The sequence below is a fragment of the Pseudoxanthomonas spadix BD-a59 genome, from assembly GCF_000233915.3.
In the GTDB taxonomy this organism is placed as follows: Bacteria; Pseudomonadota; Gammaproteobacteria; order Xanthomonadales; family Xanthomonadaceae; genus Pseudoxanthomonas_A; species Pseudoxanthomonas_A spadix.
On the sequence record NC_016147.2, the window covers coordinates 1,453,195 to 1,473,067 of the forward strand.

16 protein-coding genes are annotated in these 19,873 nt (G+C 67.1%); 11 read left to right on the forward strand and 5 right to left on the reverse strand.

Annotated elements, in window-relative coordinates:
• Positions 1–11: 11 nt before the first annotated feature.
• The 3 genes from DSC_RS06535 to DSC_RS06545 form a co-directional block, all read right to left on the reverse strand.
• Positions 12–698, reverse strand: coding sequence for a YjbF family lipoprotein (locus DSC_RS06535; RefSeq protein WP_083833500.1), 687 nt, complete (start codon positions 696–698; stop codon positions 12–14).
• 31 nt (positions 699–729) lie between these two features.
• Positions 730–1,827, reverse strand: coding sequence for a polysaccharide biosynthesis/export family protein (locus DSC_RS06540; protein ID WP_014160356.1), 1,098 nt, complete (start codon positions 1,825–1,827; stop codon positions 730–732).
• 107 nt (positions 1,828–1,934) lie between these two features.
• Entirely contained in the window at positions 1,935–2,369 is a 435-nt protein-coding gene (locus DSC_RS06545) for a hypothetical protein (protein WP_014160357.1), read from the reverse strand.
• A gap of 198 nt (positions 2,370–2,567) precedes the next feature.
• Here DSC_RS06545 and DSC_RS06550 point away from each other — a divergent pair, with 198 nt between their 5' ends.
• Together DSC_RS06550 and DSC_RS06555 are read left to right on the forward strand one after the other, a co-directional pair.
• Positions 2,568–3,005 (forward strand): low molecular weight protein-tyrosine-phosphatase, encoded by a 438-nt coding sequence (locus DSC_RS06550; RefSeq protein ID WP_014160358.1) that lies wholly within the window; start codon positions 2,568–2,570, stop codon positions 3,003–3,005.
• A 30-nt stretch (positions 3,006–3,035) separates the two neighbouring features.
• A complete protein-coding gene (locus DSC_RS06555) occupies positions 3,036–5,279 on the forward strand; it encodes a polysaccharide biosynthesis tyrosine autokinase (RefSeq protein WP_014160359.1) in 2,244 nt (747 codons plus the stop codon).
• Between the two features lie 151 nt (positions 5,280–5,430).
• Here the strand turns inward: DSC_RS06555 and DSC_RS06560 are convergent, their stop codons facing one another.
• A complete protein-coding gene (locus DSC_RS06560) occupies positions 5,431–6,708 on the reverse strand; it encodes an NAD(P)/FAD-dependent oxidoreductase (protein ID WP_014160360.1) in 1,278 nt (425 codons plus the stop codon).
• 428 nt (positions 6,709–7,136) lie between these two features.
• Complete coding sequence (locus DSC_RS06565; RefSeq protein ID WP_014160361.1) at positions 7,137–8,522, reverse strand: glutamine synthetase family protein; 1,386 nt, start codon at positions 8,520–8,522, stop codon at positions 7,137–7,139.
• A gap of 192 nt (positions 8,523–8,714) precedes the next feature.
• Here DSC_RS06565 and DSC_RS06570 point away from each other — a divergent pair, with 192 nt between their 5' ends.
• The 9 genes from DSC_RS06570 to DSC_RS06610 all read left to right on the forward strand — a co-directional run bounded on the left by DSC_RS06570 (position 8,715) and on the right by DSC_RS06610 (position 19,869).
• On the forward strand, positions 8,715–9,479 hold the full coding sequence (locus DSC_RS06570; RefSeq protein ID WP_014160362.1) for a gamma-glutamyl-gamma-aminobutyrate hydrolase family protein: 765 nt from the start codon (positions 8,715–8,717) through the stop codon (positions 9,477–9,479).
• Positions 9,476–10,861, forward strand: coding sequence for a glutamine synthetase family protein (locus tag DSC_RS06575; protein WP_014160363.1), 1,386 nt, complete (start codon positions 9,476–9,478; stop codon positions 10,859–10,861). The genes DSC_RS06570 and DSC_RS06575 overlap by 4 nt, the downstream gene beginning before the upstream one ends.
• A 168-nt stretch (positions 10,862–11,029) precedes the next feature.
• Positions 11,030–12,394: an aspartate aminotransferase family protein gene (locus tag DSC_RS06580; protein ID WP_014160364.1), complete on the forward strand. Its 1,365-nt coding sequence runs from the start codon at positions 11,030–11,032 to the stop codon at positions 12,392–12,394.
• 96 nt (positions 12,395–12,490) lie between these two features.
• Positions 12,491–13,636: a polyamine ABC transporter substrate-binding protein gene (locus DSC_RS06585; RefSeq protein WP_014160365.1), complete on the forward strand. Its 1,146-nt coding sequence runs from the start codon at positions 12,491–12,493 to the stop codon at positions 13,634–13,636.
• 137 nt (positions 13,637–13,773) lie between these two features.
• The gene (locus DSC_RS06590; RefSeq protein WP_043290451.1) at positions 13,774–14,919 is read left to right on the forward strand and encodes an ABC transporter ATP-binding protein; all 1,146 of its coding nucleotides are present in this window, start codon (positions 13,774–13,776) and stop codon (positions 14,917–14,919) included.
• On the forward strand, positions 14,916–15,866 hold the full coding sequence (locus DSC_RS06595; RefSeq protein ID WP_014160367.1) for an ABC transporter permease subunit: 951 nt from the start codon (positions 14,916–14,918) through the stop codon (positions 15,864–15,866). The genes DSC_RS06590 and DSC_RS06595 overlap by 4 nt, the downstream gene beginning before the upstream one ends.
• Before the next feature lie 2 nt (positions 15,867–15,868).
• The gene (locus DSC_RS06600; RefSeq protein ID WP_043290452.1) at positions 15,869–16,708 is read left to right on the forward strand and encodes an ABC transporter permease subunit; all 840 of its coding nucleotides are present in this window, start codon (positions 15,869–15,871) and stop codon (positions 16,706–16,708) included.
• Between the two features lie 324 nt (positions 16,709–17,032).
• Entirely contained in the window at positions 17,033–18,289 is a 1,257-nt protein-coding gene (locus DSC_RS06605; protein ID WP_014160369.1) for an HlyD family secretion protein, read from the forward strand.
• Positions 18,286–19,869, forward strand: a complete 1,584-nt coding sequence (locus DSC_RS06610) for an MDR family MFS transporter (protein WP_014160370.1) — start codon at positions 18,286–18,288, stop codon at positions 19,867–19,869. The genes DSC_RS06605 and DSC_RS06610 overlap by 4 nt, the downstream gene beginning before the upstream one ends.
• The last annotated feature ends 4 nt before the right edge of the window (positions 19,870–19,873 follow it).

Below are 19,873 nucleotides of genomic sequence, written 5' to 3' on the forward strand. Positions count from 1 at the left end.
AGGTCCGCGCCTCATCGCTGCGGCCTGTAGGGTTTGAGCTGGGTGATCTCCACGCTCAGGCCGGGGGCGACCAGCTGGCGGCTCTTCCAGATCTCGCCGCTGGCCGGATCGACCCAGTACTGGTTGAGCGCGCGCAGGCCGGGGCCTTCCAGCACTTCTTCAAAGCGATCCAGCTGCCGGTCGGTGCCCAGGATCCGGACCGTCTCGCGGCCGCGGCGGACCAGGCGGCCGCGCACCACCGCGCCGTAGCGGTAGCCCGGCATCCAGTCATAGCGGCGGATCACGGTCGTGGCCTGCGCAGCGCGGGTCAGCTCGTCGAACGGGTTGTCGCCTTCGATCCGGATCTGCATGGCGTCCTGGGCAAAGCCGGTGCTTCCAACCAGCAGGCCATCGCGCAGATACACCATGTGCCGGTCGTTGCTGTACCAGGAGGTCTGCCCGGCGTCGTCATTGCCCAGCACCATCAGCGCGCTGCCATCGGGCCAGTTGAGCAGGATCTGCGCGTAGGGCAGGGCCGCCACCTGGGCCGGGGTTGGCGCAAGCTCGCGATGGCTGGCCACGATCGTGCGCAGCGCGTCGTAGCTTGCGCGGCTGGTGGTGCTGCAGCCAGCCAGCGCCGCCAGCGCCACGGCGCAGGCGAGCAACCGGCGTCGACCGGCCGCAAGCCGTCGGGGGTGATGAATCGGGGGGGCACTCATGCGCGCGCTTACGACCGGGCCGAGGGCGGCGTCAGTTGGACAGGTCGTTCTTGCTGCTCGCTGCGCTGCTGATGATCCCCGAGAAGGGCAGCAACTGGCTCACGAAGCGGCTCCAGCGCGTGATTCCCGCCGCCCCCACAAACACCACATCGCCCGGAAGCAGTTTGAACTGGCTGGCCACGGCAAAGGCCGCCGGTGACCTGGCTTCCAGCTGGTAGACCGCCGAAGGGGTCTGCTGCAGGTCGGCCGAACCCCGGATGACATAGACCGCGTTGCCGTTGGCAGTCGGTTGCGCCAGCCCACGGGCACGGCCCAGCGCCTGGCTCAGGCTGATGTTGCCGGTCTTGAAGTTGAGCGCGCCGGGTGCAATGACCTCGCCGACCACGAAGACTTCCTTGGCATCGAGGAAGGGCACGTACACCTGGTCGTCCTTCTTCAGGTAGATCGTGCTGCCGGCCTGGCTGTCCAGGTCGATGGTGTAGGTCACGCCGTCGCGGATCAGGCGCACGCCGGACAGATCGGCAGATTCGGGATTGAGCCCGGCCTGGCTGACCGCATCGCTCAGGGTCAGCGGCACCACGGTGAGCGGGATCGCGGAGGACTGGTTGACCGCGCCGGTGATCCACACGCGCTGGCTGGCGTAGGAAAGCACCGTGACGTCCACCTGCGGGGACTCCACATAGCGGGCCAGTTTGGACATGAGCTGGTCACGCAGGGCCTGCGGGGTCATGCCGGCGGCCTGGATCATGCCGACGTAGGGGTAAAACAACGTACCGTCGGACTGGACCGGGCGCCCGGCCGCGTTGAGCTGTTGCTGTGGGCCGGCCGGGACCGTCAATTCCGGGTGGTCCCAGACGGTGATGTACAGCACGTCACCGGGACCGATGGTGTAACTGGGCGGCCGGTAGCTGGTAAGCGCCTCGGGCAGCTGCGGCACCTCGCGCGCGGCGCGGTCCATGGCCACCAGCTTCGGGGTGATGCCGATGACCTCCACCTGGTCATCGCCGACGGTCTGCATCTGGTTGGGTCCACCGGCCTGCCGGCGCATGTGCTGGCCAGGTGCCCAGGCGCAGCCGCTGATCAGGAGGGCCGCCGCTGCGGCCGCGACAACAACGCGCGGGAACTTCATTGCAGACTCCATTTCACACATTTATAACAGCGGAATGCTGCCCATAAAAAACCCGCCGAGCCAGCCCAGCGGGTTATTTGGCCCCCGGTCCAGGGGCCTGATGCGGTTCAGTTCGTGGTACCGGTGGTTCCAGTCGTGCCGGTCGTGCCGGTCGTGCCGCCGGTACCGCCGGTGCCGTCACCGCCGCCATTGTCATTGCCGTCATCACCGCCGCCGCCACCCGAGGCGGCCGCCGCGCCCACTGCGGCAACACCTGCCACGATGCCGATGGTCGCTGCGGTGCTGAGGCCGGCGCCAACGGCTACCCCGGTCCCGGCCGCGCCGCCAGCGACTGCACCGCTGCCAGCCGCACTGCTGCCAGCTGCACTGCTGCCAGTTGCACTGCTGGCGGAAGAACCTTCTGCGCCCGAGGCCGGCGTGGTCGCGGGCTGCTGGGCAGGCTGCGGCTGCGGGGTTGGCTGCGGAGCCTGCTGCTGGGCGAGGCTGGTGGAGGACAGGGCCAGAAGTGCCGCCATGCCGACTGCATTCACGAGCTGCTTCATGATGTACCCCTTGCGCCGTCGATGGGTTTAACAAAGATTAAAACTAGGCGCCTGGGTCCGCCCTGTCAAGCTTGGCCCGGCGCGGGCTCATCGGGGCGGGCTGCGGCAGGCATCTCGGTCGCAGTGGTGCAGCATGCGCTACCCTGTGGCGGCTGCAGCCTGGGGCCGCCAGGCATCGAGCAGGGGAATCGGGGACGCGTGTTTCGCAAGATCTTGTTTGTCTGCGTAGGCAACATCTGCCGCAGTCCGACCGCCGAAATCATGATGCGGCATGCGCTCGGGCGCGATGACATGGACATCGGCTCGGCCGGCCTGCAGGCAATGGTTGGCCATCCCATCGAAGCCACCGCCGGCCTGTTGCTGCGCGAGCACGGCCTGGACGGCAGCGCGCATGTCGCCCGCCAGGCCACGCCGGCCCTGCTGACTGCGGCCGACCTGATCCTGGTGATGCAGCGCAGGCACCTGGCCGACATCAGTCGCGACCTCCCGCAGGTCAGCGGCAAGGTCTTCCTGCTGGGAAAGTGGCGCGAAAACTGCGAAATTCCTGACCCCTACCGGCAGCAGCGTGTCGCCTTCGAACACGTCTATGACCTGATCGCCGACAGCGTGGCGAGCTGGGTTCCCTACCTGCGGTAGTTTTTTTTTATCCAAGAGAGAACAGCCTGAATGAGCAACGACCTGAGTGCCAACTCCGCACAGGATGAAGATGAGATCGACCTGCGCGAACTGGTGGGCGTGCTGCTGGACCACAAATGGCTGATTGCGGGCATTACCGGGCTGTTCTTCGTGGTCAGTGTCGCCTACGCGCTGCTCGCAGCGCCGGTGTACCAGGCCCAGGCCATGGTCCAGGTCGAATCCAAGATGCCCTCGATTCCCGGCCTGGCCGACCTGTCCTCGCTGGGGATGGACGGGTCCAGTTCGGCGGCGACCACCGAAGTGGCGCTGATCACCTCGCGCGCGGTGGTGGGCAAGGCGGTGGATCAACTGAAGCTGGACACGCAGGTCGCGCCCAAGCGGTTGCCGCTGCTGGGGGATTTCCTTGCGCGGCGGTTCAAGCCGGAGACCGAAGGCGCGGTCGCCCCGCCCCTGCTCGGCCTGAACCGCTACGGCTGGGGTGGAGAGCGTCTTGCGATCGCCAGGCTGGCGGTGCCCGAGGCCATGCTTGGTTCGCCGATGACCCTTGAAGTGGGCGATGCGGCAGGCCGCTACACCTTGTTTGACGAAGAAGGCGAGGTCCTGCTTGAGGGTAAGGTCGGCGAAGAGGCCCGCGGGCACCAGGTGACCCTGCTGGTCGAGTCGCTGGCCGCCAACCCCGGCACCCATTTCAGTGTCACCCGGCAGCGTCGGTTGAACGTGGTCACCTCGCTGCAGGGGCAGGTCAAGGCGTCCGAGCAGGGCAAGGAGTCCGGCATCCTGCAACTGAGCTATCAGGACGAGGACCCCGACCTGGCTGGCAGGTTCCTGCAGGAGGTAGCCGAGGCCTATGTGCGCCAGAACGTGGACCGCAATTCGGCCGAAGCCTCCTCGCAGCTGAGTTTCGTCAGGGAGCAACTGCCGGTCGTGCGCCGCCAGGTCGAGGCGGCGCAGGCGGCGATGAACGCCTACCAGACCCAGGCCAAGTCGGTCGACATCACCATGCAGACCCAGGGCCTGCTGGAGCAGCAGGTCGCGGTCGAGACCAGCATCCAGCAGCTGCACATGCAGCAGGCGGAGATGGACCGCAGCTTCACCCGTGAACACCCGGCCTACCGCGCGCTGCTCAAGCAGATCGCCGAGCTGGAAAGCCGCAAGGCCGGCTTCAATCGGCAGGTCGGCGAACTGCCAGACACCCAGCAGGAACTGCTGCGCCTGAGCCGCGACCTGCAGGTCAGCAACGAGTTGTACACCGCGCTGCTCAACCAGGCCCAGCAGCTGGACGTGGCCCGCGCCGGCACTGTCGGCAACGTCCGCATCATCGACGCTGCCGCGGTGGATGTGACCCATCCGGTGAAGCCGCGCCGGTCGCTGGTGGTGCTGGTCGGCACCCTGCTGGGCGCCTTCCTGGCGGTGGGTCTGGTGTTCCTGCGCCGGATCATGAACCCGGGCATGGAAGATCCCTCGCAGATCGAGGAGCTGGGCCTGCCGGTGTACGCGGTCATTCCGCTGAGCCCGGCCGAGGACCTGCTGGAGCGCGGCAAGCGCCGTCGGCGCGGTCGGCGCAGCAGCCGCAGCACGCAAGGCCGCCTGCACCTGCTGGCGGTCAATGCGCCGGCCGACCCGGCGGTTGAAGCGATCCGCAGCCTGCGCACCAGCCTGCATTTCGCCATGCTGGAAGCCAAGAACAACGTCCTGATGATCTCCGGTCCGCGCCCCAGCGTGGGCAAGACCTTCGTCTCGGCCAACCTGGCCGCGGTGATCGCCCAGACGGGACAGAAGGTGCTGGTGATCGATGCGGACATGCGCAAGGGCACGCTGCACAAGGTGCTGGACGTGGTGCCCGGCGCCGGGCTGTCCGACCTGCTGGTGGGCAAGGCCGACCAGGCCGCGACCATCCACCCGCTGGAGCAGGTGCCGAACATGTACTACATGACGCGCGGCGAGATCCCGCCCAACCCGTCCGAGCTGCTGATGCACCCGCGCTTCACCGCGCTGCTGGAATCGATCTGCTCGCAGTTCGACCTGGTCATCATCGATACCCCGCCGATCCTGGCGGTGACCGATGCGGCCATCGTCGGCCAGCACGCCGGCTCGTCGCTGCTGGTCACCCGGTTCGGCGTGAACCAGCCCAAGGAAGTGCTGTTGACCAAGAAACGCTTCGAGCAGAACGGCGTGCAGATCAAGGGTGCGATCTTCAACGCGGTCGAAAAGCGGGTCACCGGTTACTACAGCTACGGTTACTACGAGTACAAGTCCGGCGGCGCCAGCGCCTGATCGCGCCGGTCGGACGGGAGCGGGAAACGGCGCCGGGTTGGCGCCGTTTCACTGTCCGCAGGGTCGAACCGGAACGGGCTGTCGATCAGGGGCGATGCCGGCGCGCGCTTGCACGCTGGCTGGCGGCCGCACCTTCAGCGCATCGTCGGGCTCACCACAGCGCATCGCGCAGCTTGTACCAGCCCATCGCCGCCACCAGCAGCGGCGTGCGCAGCGCCTGGCCACCGGGGAACGGCGCGTGGCCGATCTTCGCAAACAGGTCCAGCCGCTGCGCCTGGCCGGCAATGGCCTGGGCAATCAGCTTGCCCGCCAGTCCGGTGGCGACCACGCCGTGGCCGGAGAAGCCTTGCGCGAAGTACAGGTTCGGTTGCAGCCGGCCCCAGTGCGGCGCGCGGTTGAGCGAGATGTCGACCAGGCCGCCCCACACGTACTCCAGCGGCACCTCCTTCAACTGCGGGAAGACGCCGGCGATGCGCCGGCGCATGATCCCCTGCAGGTCGCCCGGGTCGCGCCCGGAATAGCTGGCGCGCCCGCCGAACAGCAGCCGGTGGTCATGGCCGAGCCGGTAGTAATCCAGCGCCCAGGCGGTATCGGCCACGGCCATGTCGTTGCCGATCAGGGCGCGCGCGCCATCCTCGCCCAGCGGCGCGGTGGCGGCGATGTAGGTGCCGACCGGCATGATCCGCGCCTCCAGCTCCGGGGCGATGCCGTGCAGCAGCGCGTTGCCGGCCAGCACCGCGAAATCGCAATGCACCTCGCCCTGGGCGGTCCTGAACAGCGGACGTGCGCCGCGCACCAGCGAGGTCACTTCGGACTGTTCGAAGACCTGCACGCCAGCCTCGATGGCGGCGCGGCCCAGGCCCAGCGCATAGGCCAGCGGATGCAGGTGCCCGCTGATCGGGTCATACAGCGCGCCCAGGTAGCGGTCGCTGGCCAGCGTGCCGCGCAGCTGTTGCCGGTCCCACCATTGGACCGGATGGTCGTAGCGCGTATTGAAGTGCTCGACCATCGCCTGCAGCTCGCGCTGCTGGCGCGGCTTCAGCGGGACGGTGGCGTGCCCGGGGCGCCAGTGCGCCTGGATATCGTGCCGGGCCAGACGGCCATGCAGCCAGTCCAGGCCTTCGCGCGAGAGGTCGAACATGCGCCGCGCATCGTCCGCGCCGACCAGGGCTTCCAGCTTGCGCTCGCCACAGCCGAAGCCGACGATCGCCTGGCCGCCGTTGCGGCCCGACGCGCCCCAGCCGATCCGCCGGGCTTCCAGCATCACCACCCGATAGCCGGCTTCGGCCAGTTCCAGTGCGCAGGCCAGGCCGGTGTAGCCGGCACCGAGCACGCACACATCGCAGTCGATGCGCCCGACCAGCGCGGGCTGGACGGGCAGGGGCGTGGTGCTGGCGGCGTACCAGCTGGGCGGGTAAGCCGGGGTCATGTCACGTGCCGACGCGGGTGGGCGGGGCCAGCGCAGCGCAGTGTCTGGACCCCTTCTCCCCCGCGTGCGGTGGAGAAGATGCCCGCAGGGCAGATGAGGGGGGGCATTTCGCGGGTGGCTTGATGCATTGACATGGGCTTCGGTATGGCCTGAAGGGTCGTGCGGGCCCGGTCTTCGATTGCCCCCCTCACCCCGGCCCTCTGCTTCGCACCCCGGCCCGCGCCAGCGGCGCGAGCGCTCCAAGGCACGCGCGCCAGTGGCGCGCAAGCCGTGCCTTCTCGCCCCGCGGGCGGGGGAGAGGGGGCAAAGCGGGCCGGCTTGCTCTTCCTGACTTGCGGGCGGGGGAGAGGGGGCGAGGCCAGGCCGCTTGCTCGTTCCGGCAGGCGGGGGAGCGGACCACCCGCGAGCCGACGTGCTGCGGGAGCTGCTCAGACTGCACGCAGGTACCAGGCGTATTCCAGGTCGGTGACCTGGGTCTCGAAGCTGCGCAGTTCCTTGAGTTTCTGCTGGCCGTAGATGTGGCGGAAGCGCTCGCCGAACTGGCGGGCGATGAACCCGCTGGTCAGAAAATCATCGATCGACTGGCGCCAGTGCGGGCTGCGGTTCTCGGTCTGCTGGTAGGCGTTGCCGACGATCGGTGGGCCCGGGTCGAGGCGATCTTCCAGTCCGTGCAGCATGCCGGCCAGCACCGCCGCGCAGGCCAGGTAGACATTGGCGTCGGCGCCGGCGATGCGGTGTTCGATGCGGGTGTTGCTGGCATCGCTGTGCGGGATGCGCATGGCCACGGTGCGGTTGTTGAAGCCCCAGGTCTCGCCCAGCGGGACGAAGGCGTTCAGCACGTAGCGGCGGTAGCTGTTGGCATGCGGGGCGAACAGCAGCATGGTGTCGCGGGCGCTGGCCTGCAGGCCACCGATGGCGTGCCTGAGGGCGTCGGCGGGCGCGGTCTGGCTGCCGGCGAAGAGGTTGTGGCCGTCGCGGTCCAGCACGCTCACGTGCACGTGCAGGCCATTGCCGGCCTGGTCTACCAGCGGCTTGGCCATGAAGCTGGCCTGCAGGCCTTGGCGCTGGGCCACCGCCTTGATGGTGCGCTTGAGCATCAGCGCCTCGTCGCAGGCGCGCAATGCATCGGCGCGATGCTTGAGGTTGATCTCGAACTGGCCCGGCGCATATTCGGCCACGGCCGTGTCGGCCGGAATCTCCTGCGCCGCGCAGGCGCTGGACACCGCGTCGATGAAGTCGCGGTTGTCGTCCAGGTCCTCCATGTAATAGACCTGGGTCGACGCGTTGCGCGCGCCGGTGCTGGGGTTGATCGCGGTCTGCGGGCGGCCATCGGCACCGGGCAGGCGGTCGAACAGGTAGAACTCCAGTTCGATCGCCACCACCGGGGTCAGGCCGCGCTCGGCGAAGCGCTGCACCACCCGGCGCAGGACCTCGCGCGGGTTGGCCTCGAATGCGCCACCGGCGCCGTCCTCCATCGCCAGCAGCAGTTGCGCCATCGGTCGTGGCGACCACGGCACCGGGCGCAGCGAGCCGGGCACCGGCCGGCAGATCCGGTCCTCGTCGCCGATGTCGTAGCCCAGCCCGGTTTCCTCGACGGTGTTGCCGGTGATGTCGGTGGCGATCAGTGACATCGGCAGGCACACCCCGTCGCTGTAGACCTTGTCCAGCGCGTCGGCGGTGATGCGCTTGCCGCGCAGCAGGCCGTTCATGTCCGGCAGCAGCAGGTCGACTGCTTCCAGGTCGGGGAGCGCGGCCAGGGTGGCGGCATCGCGGGCGCGCAGGGCGTGGTCTGAGGCGTCGGAAAAGGCGGTCATGGCGGCCTCGGGAATGGTGCAGGCCAGCTTATCAGGGTGCGGCGCTGTCAAGAATACTCAACAGTCGGCGGTTTCCAGGCAGCAAAATGGCCCTTGATGTCGGCGAAACCCCGGTCACAGGCGCTGGGCGTGTTGTAAAAATAAAACGCCCACGCTACTTTGCGGCAACGCCCCACGCCCGCCGAGTCACGCATGGCCAAGCCGCCGCTGATCGGAATTCCCACCGACCGCACCCAGATCGGGCTGCACCCGTTTGTGGCGGTCGGCGAGAAATATGTGCGCGCGGTGGTCGATGGCGCCGGCGGGATTCCGCTGCTGTGGCCGGCGCTGAGTCCGCCGCTGGATCCGGCCGTGCTGCTGGAGACGGTCGATGGCCTGTTGTTGACCGGCGCGGTCAGCAACATCGAGCCGCATCACTATTCCGACGAGCCCAGCTGGGAGGGCAACCTGCACGACCCGGCGCGCGATGCCACCACGCTGCCGCTGGTGAGCGCAGCGCTGGCGGCCGGCGTGCCGATGCTGGCGGTCTGCCGTGGCTTCCAGGAGGTCAATGTGGCCCTCGGCGGCACCCTGCACCAGAAGGTCCACGCGGTGCCCGGCCTGATGGACCACCGCGAGGACCAGCAAGCGCCTTTGGACGTGCAATATGGTCCAGCCCACGTCGTGAGCCTGGCCCCCGGCGGCCTGCTGGCCGCAGTTGGCGGCGCCCGGCAACAGGTCAACTCGCTGCATGGGCAGGGCATCAGGCGGCTGGCCGAGGATCTGGTCGTTGAAGCCACCGCCCCGGATGGGCTGGTTGAAGCCTTCCGCCATGCCGGCGCCACCTTCCTGCTGGGCGTGCAGTGGCATCCGGAGTGGAAGCTCACCCAGAACCCTTTTTATGCCGGGATCTTCCGTGCGTTTGGCGATGCCTGTCGCGCCCGTGCCCGCCTTCGCCGCGAGCCTGCCTTCGCATGAGTCGCCGCCAGGTCCAGCCCGCCACCCCGATCGAGCAGCCGGAGAATTCGCTGCGCCGCTGGCTCAAGGAGCGGCGCATCACCGAGGTCGAATGCCTGGTGCCGGACATCACCGGCATCGCCCGCGGCAAGATCATCCCGGCCGACAAGTTCAGCCACGACTACGGCACCCGCCTGCCCGAAGGCATCTTCGCCACCACCGTGACCGGCGACTATCCGGACGACTATTACGAACTGACCAGCCCGTCGGACTCGGACATGTTCCTGCGCCCGGATCCGTCCACCGTGCGCATGGTGCCGTGGGCCGCCGATCCGACCGCGCAGGTGATCCACGACTGCTGGACCAAGGACAACGTCCCGCACGAGCTGGCCCCGCGCAACGTGCTGCGGCGCGTGCTCAAGGCCTACGAGGATGCCGACCTGCAACCGGTGGTGGCGCCGGAGCTGGAGTTCTTCCTGGTGCAGAAGAACACCGACCCGGATTTCCCGCTGCTGCCGCCGGCCGGCCGCTCGGGCCGTCCGGAGACCGCGCGCCAGTCGTACTCGATTGACGCGGTCAATGAGTTCGACCCGATCCTGGACCTGATGTACGACTACTGCGATGCGATGGAACTGGACGTGGACACGCTGATCCACGAGTCCGGCGCGGCCCAGCTGGAGGTCAACTTCACCCATGCCGATGCCTTGAGCCGCGCCGACCAGGTGTTCCTGTTCAAGCGCACCATGCGCGAGGCGGCGCTGCGCCACGGCATCTACGCCACCTTCCTGGCCAAGCCGATGGAGAACGAGCCCGGCAGCGCCATGCACATCCACCAGAGCGTGCTGGACCGCAAGACCGGCAAGAACGTGTTCGCCGGCAAGGTGGAGGGCAAGGAGAGCAAGACCTTCCATCACTACATCGGTGGCCTGCAGAAGTACGCGCCGCTGACCATGGCCTTCTTCGCCCCGAACGTGAATTCCTACCGGCGCCTGGCGATCGGCCAGGTCGCGCCGATCAACGTGCAGTGGGGTTACGACAACCGCACCTGCGGCCTGCGCGTGCCCAAGGACACCCTGGAGAACACCCGGGTGGAAAGCCGCTTCGCCGGCTCGGACGCCAACCCGTACCTGGCCATGGCCGCAACCCTGGCCTGCGGCCTGATGGGCATCCAGGAAAAGCTCAAGCCCACCGCACCGCTGGCGAGCAGTGCCCAGGACCTGGGTTTCGAACTGCCGCGTTCGCTGGGCGAGGCGCTGGACGAACTGGAAGCGGCGACGGTGCTGCACGAGCTGCTGGGCCCGCGCTTCGTGCGCGCCTACATCTCGGTCAAGCGCAAGGAGTACGAGACCTTCTTCCGGGTGATCAGCTCGTGGGAACGGGAGTTCCTGTTGTTGAACGTGTGAGGGGTGGTGCTGAGTCGGTGTTCGGGAACGGCGCAGAGCAACAGCTTTTCGCGTCAGGCGCCGACGCGAGCCGCCATGGCTGCGCCGCAAGGCAACGGCAACGGCAACGGCAGATTGCACTGAATCTTTTCCAACTGCTGTTCTGAACAATCAAGGAAAAAAGGATCCATGGACATCCAACAAACCCGCATCCTCCAGGACCTCGATGCCGCCCACCACCTGCATCCGTTCAACGACAACGGCGCGCTGGCGGCCAAGGGCACCCGGATCCTGACCAGGGGCCAGGGCTGCTACGTCTGGGATGCCGAAGGCAACAAGCTGCTCGATGCCTTCGCCGGGCTGTGGTGCGTCAACATCGGCTACGGGCGCAGCGAGCTGGGCGAGGTCGCGTCCAGGCAGATGACCCAGCTGGCCTACTACAACAGCTTTTTCCAGTGCACCACCGAGCCGACGATCCGGCTGGCGGCCAAGCTGGCCGAACTGACCCCCGGCGATCTCAACCATGCCTTCTTCGTCAATTCCGGCTCGGAAGCCAACGACACCATCCTGCGGCTGGTGCGCCATTTCTGGGCGGTGCAGGACCAGCCGCGCAAGAACATCTTCATCGGCCGCCACAACGGCTACCACGGCACCACCATGGCCGGCGCCAGCCTGGGCGGGATGAAGGGCATGCACGGCCAGGGCGGCCTGCCGATCCCGGACATCGTCCACATCGAGCCGCCGTTCTGGTTCTATGACGGCGGTGACCTGTCCGAGGACGAATATGGCCTGGTCGCCGCACGCCGGCTGGAAGACAAGATCCTGCAGCTTGGCCCCGAGCGGGTGGCCGCCTTCATCGGCGAGCCGATCATGGGCGCGATTGGCGTGTACATCCCGCCACGCACCTACTGGCCCGAAGTGGAGCGCATCTGCCGCAAGTACGATGTGCTGCTGGTGGCCGACGAGGTGATCTGCGGGTTCGGCCGCACCGGGCAATGGTTCGGCTCGCAGTATTTCGGCTTCCAGCCGGACGTCATGCCGATCGCCAAGGGCATCACCTCCGGCTACATCCCGCTGGGCGCGGCGATGTTCAACGATCGGGTGGCCGGCGTGCTCAAGGACCAGGGCGGCGAGCTGGCCCACGGCGCCACCTATTCCGGCCATCCGGTGTGCGCGGCGGTGGCGCTGGAGAACATCCGCATCCTGCAGGAGGAGAAGATCGTCGAGACCGCGCGTGACCACATCGCCCCGTACCTGGCCCAGCGCTGGGCCGAGCTGGGCGAGCATCGGCTGGTCGGCCAGGCGCGCATCGCAGGGCTGATGGGCGCGCTGGAACTGGTCCCGCACAAGGGCCAGCGCACAACCTTTGCCGAGCGCGGTACAGTGGGCACGCTGTGCCGCGACAACGCGTTGCGTCACGGCCTGATCCTGCGCGCCACCTACGATTCGATGCTGCTGTCGCCGCCGCTGGTGATCACCCGCGCGCAGGTGGACGAGCTGTTCGACAAGGCCTGGAAGGCGCTGGACGAGACGGCCGAGGCGATTGCAATCTGAAGTTCCCTGGGGAGGGATCAACGCGCGAGCCGCACCGGTGTGTGGACCGCACTTCCTGTCCAACGCCCCGCATGGGGCCGCAAGTGGAGAGACGCGATGAAGTTGCGATTGCTGTATGTGATGGTGGCGGCGGCGACACTGGCCGCCTGCAGTGGCGGCGACAAGGCACCAGAGACATCGGCCGCAGGTGACCAGGAGCCGGCCGCCGGCGGCGGTTCCAGGACGGTCAACGTCTACAACTGGTCCGACTACATCGCCGAGGACACCAACGCCAACTTCGAGAAGGCCACCGGGATCACCGTCACCTACGACGTGTTCGACAGCAACGAGGTGCTGGAGGCCAAGCTGCTGGCTGGCTCCAGCGGCTACGACGTGGTGGTGCCCTCGCTGAACTTCCTGGGCCGCCAGATCCAGGCCGGCGTGTTCATGCCGCTGGACAAGAGCAAGATCCCCAACAGCGCCAATCTCGACCCGGAGATGATGAAGCGGATCGAGAAGCAGGACCCGGGCAACAGGTACGCCGTGCCCTACATGTGGGGGACCACCGGCATCGGCTACAACGTGGACAAGGTCAAGGCCGCCTTCGGCAACACCGATGTCGCCAACAGCTGGGACCTGGTGTTCAAGCCGGAGAACCTGGCCAAGCTCAAGGACTGCGGGGTGACCTTCCTGGATACCCCCAGCGAGATCGTGCCGATCGCGCTGAACTACCTGGGCGAGGATCCCAACAGCACCGACCCGAAGGTGATCGACAAGGCCGCCGCGCTGCTCAAGACCATCCGGCCGTCGATCAGCCAGTTCCATTCGTCCTCCTACATCGATGCGATGGCCAACGGCGATACCTGTCTTGTGGTGGGCTGGTCCGGTGACGTGATCCAGGCGCGCGACCGCGCCGAGGAAGCGGGCAACGGGGTCAAGATCGCCTATTCGATCCCGAAGGAAGGCGCGCCGCTGTGGTTCGACATGCTGGCCATCCCCAAGGACGCCAGGAACGTGGACAACGCCTACGCCTATATCAACTACCTGCTTGATCCGCAGGTGATGGCCAACAACTCCAACTTCATCAGCTATCCCAACGCGGTACCCAAGGCCAAGGAGTTGATGGACGAGCAGATCACCTCCGATCCGACCATCTATCCGCCACCGGAAGTGGCCGCCAAGCTGTTCACCTTCGCAATCATTCCGCCGGAAGTGGACAAGCAGTACACCCGGCTCTGGACCGACCTGAAGACCAACAGGTAAGCCGTCGCGGGGCAGGCCACCGGGCCTGCCCCGCGCGCCGTGCGGGAGACGCACGTGCTGCGCACGCGCCAGGAGACGCAAGCCACGCACCGCCGGCCGCACGCGCCGCGCGGCACCAGACAGCCACGGGGACCGACATGGCAGCAGTGGAACAGCACGCGGTTTCAGGCCACGGGCCCTTGCACCTGCCCGGCGCGGAAGGCTATCTGCGCATCGAGAACGTGCGCAAGGAGTTCGACGGCTTCGTGGCGCTGGACGAGATCACCCTGTCGATCCGCAAGGGCGAGATCTTCGCGCTGCTGGGCGGCTCGGGCTGCGGCAAGTCCACGCTGCTGCGCTGCCTGGGCGGGTTCGAACACCCCACCGCCGGGCATATCTTCCTGGACGGCCAGGCGCTCAACGGCCTGCCGCCGTACGAGCGGCCGATCAACATGATGTTCCAGTCCTACGCGCTGTTTCCACACATGACGGTCGAACAGAACATCGCCTTCGGGCTCAAGCAGGACCGCATGTCCAGGGCCGACATCGCCAGGCGCGTGGAGGAAATGCTGGCGCTGGTGCAGTTGAACAAGCTGGCCAGGCGCAAGCCGCACCAGCTCTCCGGCGGCCAGCAGCAGCGCGTGGCACTGGCGCGCTCGCTGGCCAAGGGGCCCAAGCTGCTGCTGCTGGACGAGCCGATGGGCGCGCTGGACAAGAAGCTGCGCACCCTGATGCAGCTGGAGCTGGTTTCGATCATCGAAAAGACCGGGGTGACCTGCGTGATGGTCACCCACGACCAGGAAGAGGCCATGACCATGGCCACCCGCATCGCGCTGATGGATGCCGGACGCATCCGCCAGGTCGGCCCGCCCGATGAAATCTACGAGCAGCCGGCCACCCGCTTCGCCGCCAGCTTCGTCGGCTCGGTCAACATGATTGACGCGGTGATCGACCAGGATGAGCCGGAATTTGTGACCCTGCGTTCGCCACAGCTGGAGACGGCCATCTACATCGGCCACGGCATTTCCGGTTTCGAAGGGCAGCAAGTGTCCTTCGCGGTGCGCCCGGAAAAACTCGGCATCGGCAAGGACGAACCGGCGCAGGCGCACAACAAGGCCCGCGGCGTGATCGAGGACATCGCCTATTTCGGCAGCCACTCGGTCTATCACGTCAAGCTGGCCACAGGCTTCACGATCATGGCCAACTTCGCCAACGTCCAGCGCTGGGCCAGCGAAGGCATGACCTGGGGCGACACGGTGTGGGTGTGGTGGGGCGACAACGACGGCGTGGTGCTGACCCAATGAGCGCGGCCAGCGTCTTCCACGCGCTGCGCAAGCTGACCCCCGGACCGCGCTGGGGGGTGATCGGCATTCCCTACCTGTGGATGCTGGTGTTCTTCGCCATCCCGTTCCTGATCGTGCTGAAGATTTCCTTCGCCCGGCTGGCCATTGCGATGCCGCCGTACACGCCGATCCTGGAAATCGACGGCGCCGAGGTCGCGCTCACGCTCAACCTGTCCAACTTCCTGCAGCTGGGCGCGCTGCAGAACGGCTACATCGCCGCCTACTGGAGTTCGATCGAGATCGCGGCCATTGCGACCTTGCTGACCCTGCTGGTCGGCTATCCGATGGCCTACGTCATCGCCAGGCTGCCGACCTCGAGCCGCAACACCGCGATGATGCTGGTGGTGTTGCCGTCGTGGACCTCGTTTCTGATCCGGGTCTATGCGTGGATCGGCATCCTCAAGAGCAGCGGGCCGGTCGGGCGCCTGCTGGAAAGGATCGGAGTGATCGACGCGCTGCAGTCGCTGGGCTGGATCGAGGGCCGGCAGATCCTGTACACGCCGCTGGCCACTTACATCGGCATCGTCTATTGCTACCTGCCGTTCATGGTGCTGCCGCTGTACACCAACCTGGTCAAGCATGACGGGCACCTGCTTGAAGCGGCCTACGACCTGGGCGCGCGGCCCTGGAAGGCGTTCCTCAGGATCACCTTGCCGCTCTCGCGCGCCGGCATCATTGCCGGCTGCATGCTGGTGATGATCCCGGCCGTGGGCGAGTTCGTGATCCCTGAACTCCTGGGCGGCCCGGACACGCTGATGATCGGCCGGGTGCTGTGGAACGAGTTCTTCGCCAACCGCGACTGGCCGCTGGCCTCGGCAGTGGCCATCGCCATGCTGCTGCTGTTGATGATCCCGATCGTGATCTTCAACCGCGTCCAGCAGCGCCAGATCGAAGGCAGGCTGACGTGAGCATGGTCGGACGTGCGCGCTGGCCGAGCTGGATCATCCTGGGTCTGGGGTTTTCCTTCCTGTACCTGCCGGTGCTGCTGTTGATGCTGTGGAGCGTCAACCGCTCGCGCCTGGCCACGGTGTGGGCGGGGTTTTCGTTCAAGTGGTACGGCGAGCTGCTGCGCGATGCGTCGATGCTGGAGGCGGCCTGGGTCAGCCTGCGCATCGCGTTCTGGACGGCCTGCGCTTCGGTGGTGCTGGGGACCCTGGCGGCGCTGGTGATGACGCGCATGCGCCGCTTCCCCGGCAAGACCCTGTTTGGCGGCTTGATCACCGCGCCGCTGGTCATGCCCGATGTGATCATTGGGCTGTCGATGCTGCTGATGTTCGTCTCGCTGGGTGATCTGTTCCATTTCCAGCCCAAGGGCATGCTCTCGATCTGGATCGCCCATACCACCTTCGCGCTGGCGTTCGTCACCGTGGTGGTGTCCTCGCGCATGGCCGAGCTGGACAAGTCGCTGGAAGAGGCCGCGATGGACCTGGGCGCCAACCGGATCAAGGTGTTCTTTCTGATCACCCTGCCGATCATCGCCCCGGCCCTGGTGTCCGGCTGGCTGCTGGCCTTCACTCTGTCGCTGGACGACGTGGTGATCGCCAGCTTCGTCTCCGGTCCCAGCTCGACCACGCTGCCGGTGAAAGTGTTTTCCTCGGTGCGCCTGGGGCTGAGCCCCAAGATCAACGCGCTGGCCACGTTGATGATCGCCATCGTCTCGGTCTGCGCCTTTATCGGTTGGTGGCTGATGTCGCGCAGCGAAAAGCGCCGCCGGCGGGACATTCAGCTGGCACTGCAGGAACATGATTGACAAGAAGTGGGACTTCGAGTTTCACTTTCACAACGTCATGCGGTTGTCGTGATCTAGGAGTCTGTCGGGCTTTGGCGGTCGAGGCGAAAATTCGGCTGCGCGAGGACAGATTTTCGCCGATTCGCCGCCCCATAGTGGTTCTATGGGGCAAGAAGCGACGGAAATATGGACCGCACAGCCGGATTTGCAGCCCGGCCGGCCAAAGTCCGACAGGCTCCTAGCATCCGGCGGCGTATTTGCACGGCATTGAGGCCGGCATCTCGGCCGCCCGGTGCCTGGTGCAGGTCGGGCCCAGACCCATCCCACCCAGCAGGACCTGCCGCCTTGAGCCAACACGAAGACGACGACCACAACGACCAGGCACGCGCCCGGGACAAGGATCGAGGCAAGGATCAAGGCAGGGATCAAGGCAAGGATAACGGGCAGGGCGGGGCTGACGGCCAGGCGGGTGGCGCGGACAAGGACGGTCCTGGAAAGCCTTCGCCGCTGAAGAATCCGAAAGTGAAATGGACCCTGATCGTGGCCGGCATCCTGGCGCTGGTGCTGCTGATTGCCTGGCTGGTCTACCACCTGCTGGTCGGCCGCTACCTGCAGGAAACCAACGATGCCTACCTGCAGGCCGATTCGGTCGCCGTGGCGCCGCGGGTCAATGGCTACGTCACTGCGATCTACGTGCAGGACCACGCCTGGGTGAAGGCCGGCCAGCCACTGCTGCAGATCGACGACCGCACCTATCGCGCGCAGCTGGAACAGGCCCAGGCCGCCGTGGCCCTGCGCCAGGCCGACATCGAGGCCGCCCAGGCCGGCCTGGACGGTTACCGTGCCCAGCTGGCGCAGTCGCGTACCCAGGTCACCTCGGCCGCGGTCCAGCTGAAGTTCGCCAATGCCGAGGTCGCCCGCTTCGCGCCGCTGGCCGCCTCCGGCGCCGACACCCACGAGCACCAGGAGCAGCTGCAGCAGCAGCGCGACCAGGCCAAGGCCCAGTACGAGGCGGCCATGGCCCAGGTCACCAGCGCGCAGAGCCAGATCGCCGCGGGCGAGGCGCAGCTGGAGCAGGCCCGGGCCGGTCTGAAGCAGGCCCAGGCCAACGTCGACCAGGCCCAGGTGGCGGTGGAGGACACCCACCTGAAGGCTGCCATCGACGGTCGGGTGGGCGACAAGACCGTGCAGGTCGGCCAGTTCCTTGGTGCCGGCACGCGCACCATGACCATCGTGCCCATCCATGCGCTGTACCTGACCGCCAACTACAAGGAAACCCAGGTCGGACTGATGCGCGAAGGCCAGCCGGTGGAGATCGAAGTGGACGCGCTGCCCGGGGTCAGCCTGCAGGGCCATGTGCAGAGCCTCTCGCCCGGCACCGGCGCGCAGTTCGCACTGCTGCCGCCGGAAAACGCCACCGGCAACTTCACCAAGGTCGTGCAGCGGGTGCCGGTGCGCATCCGCGTCGAAGCCGGTCCAGAGGCGCGCAAGGTGCTGGTGCCGGGCATGTCGGTGATCGCCACGGTCGATACGCGCTCGGCCAGGGACGCCAGGGAGCGCACCGAGGACGAAGCCGAACGTCAGGACGCCGCACGCCCATGAGCGCGACCGGCGCCAGCGCAGGCGGCAGGGCGCAGTCCGGCGGCGCACAAAAAGCCGACACAGGCGCCTGGCTGGCCGTGGCCGCCGGCACCATCGGCTCGTTCATGGCGACCCTGGATATTTCCATCGTCAATGCCGCCCTGCCCACCATCCAGGGTGAAGTCGGCGCCAGTGGCACCGAGGGCACCTGGATTTCCACCGCCTACCTGGTCAGTGAGATCGTGATGATCCCGCTGACCGGCTGGTTCGTACGCACCCTGGGGCTGCGCAACTTCCTGCTGATCTGCGCGGTGATGTTCACCGCGTTCTCGGTGATGTGCGGGCTGGCCACCTCGTTGCCGATGATGATCATCGGCCGGGTCGGCCAGGGCTTTGCCGGCGGCGCGCTGATCCCCACGGCGCTGACCATCGTGGCCACCCGCCTGCCGCCGTCACAGCAGACCCTGGGTACGGCGCTGTTCGGCATGACCGTGATCATGGGGCCGGTGATCGGTCCGCTGCTGGGCGGCTGGCTGACCGAGAACGTCAGCTGGCACTACGCGTTCTTCATCAACGTGCCGGTGTGCCTGGGCCTGCTGGCGCTGCTGCTGCTGGGCCTGGAACACGAGCAGGCCAACTGGGCCGGGCTGCTGGAGGCGGACTGGCTGGGCATCTTCGGCCTGACCGCCGGGCTGGGCGCGTTGACCGTGGTGCTGGAGGACGGCCAGCGCGAGCGCTGGTTCGAGTCGACGTTCATCGTGTGGCTGTCGGCGCTGGCGGCGGTGGGTTTGGCCGCGCTGCTGCTGTCGCAGTTCATCAGCCGCGAACCGGTGATCCAGCTCAAGGTGCTGCTCAACCGCAGCTTCGGCGCGGTGTTCCTGATGATACTTGCGGTGGGCATGATCCTGTTCGGCGTGATGTACATGATCCCGCAGTTCCTGGCGATGGTCTCCGGCTACAACACCGAGCAATCCGGCTACGTGCTGCTGCTGGCCGGCCTGCCCACGGTGTTGCTGATGCCATTCATGCCACGCCTGCTGCAGACGGTGGACGTGCGCGTGCTGGTGATCAGCGGGCTGCTGTGCTTCGGCGCGGCGTGCTTCATCAATATCGATCTGACCGCCGAAAGCGTCGGTACCGACTTTGTCGCCGGCCAGTTGCTGCAGGGCTGCGGCCTGGCGCTGGCGATGCTCTCGCTCAACCAGGCCGCCATCAGTGCGGTGCCGACCGAATTGGCCGGCGATGCCTCGGGCCTGTTCAACGCCGCGCGCAACCTGGGCGGCTCGATCGGCCTGGCCCTGATCTCCACGTTCCAGGACCGGCGCCTGACCTATCACACCCAGGTCCTGGGCAGTGCCACCACGGCCAATTCGCCGCTGGGCCAGGACTACATGCAGCAGCTCAGCGGCGCGCTGCAGGGCAGCGGCGCCGATGCGCCGATGCAGGCGATCGGCGCGTTTGCGCAGACCGTCCAGCTGCAGGCGCTGGTGATGACCTACAACGACCTGTTCTGGATCTTCGGGGTGATCGTGGCCTGTTCGATCCCGCTGGCCTTCCTGCTCAAGCCTTTGCCGAAAGGGGCACACCTTGCAATGCACTGATCTG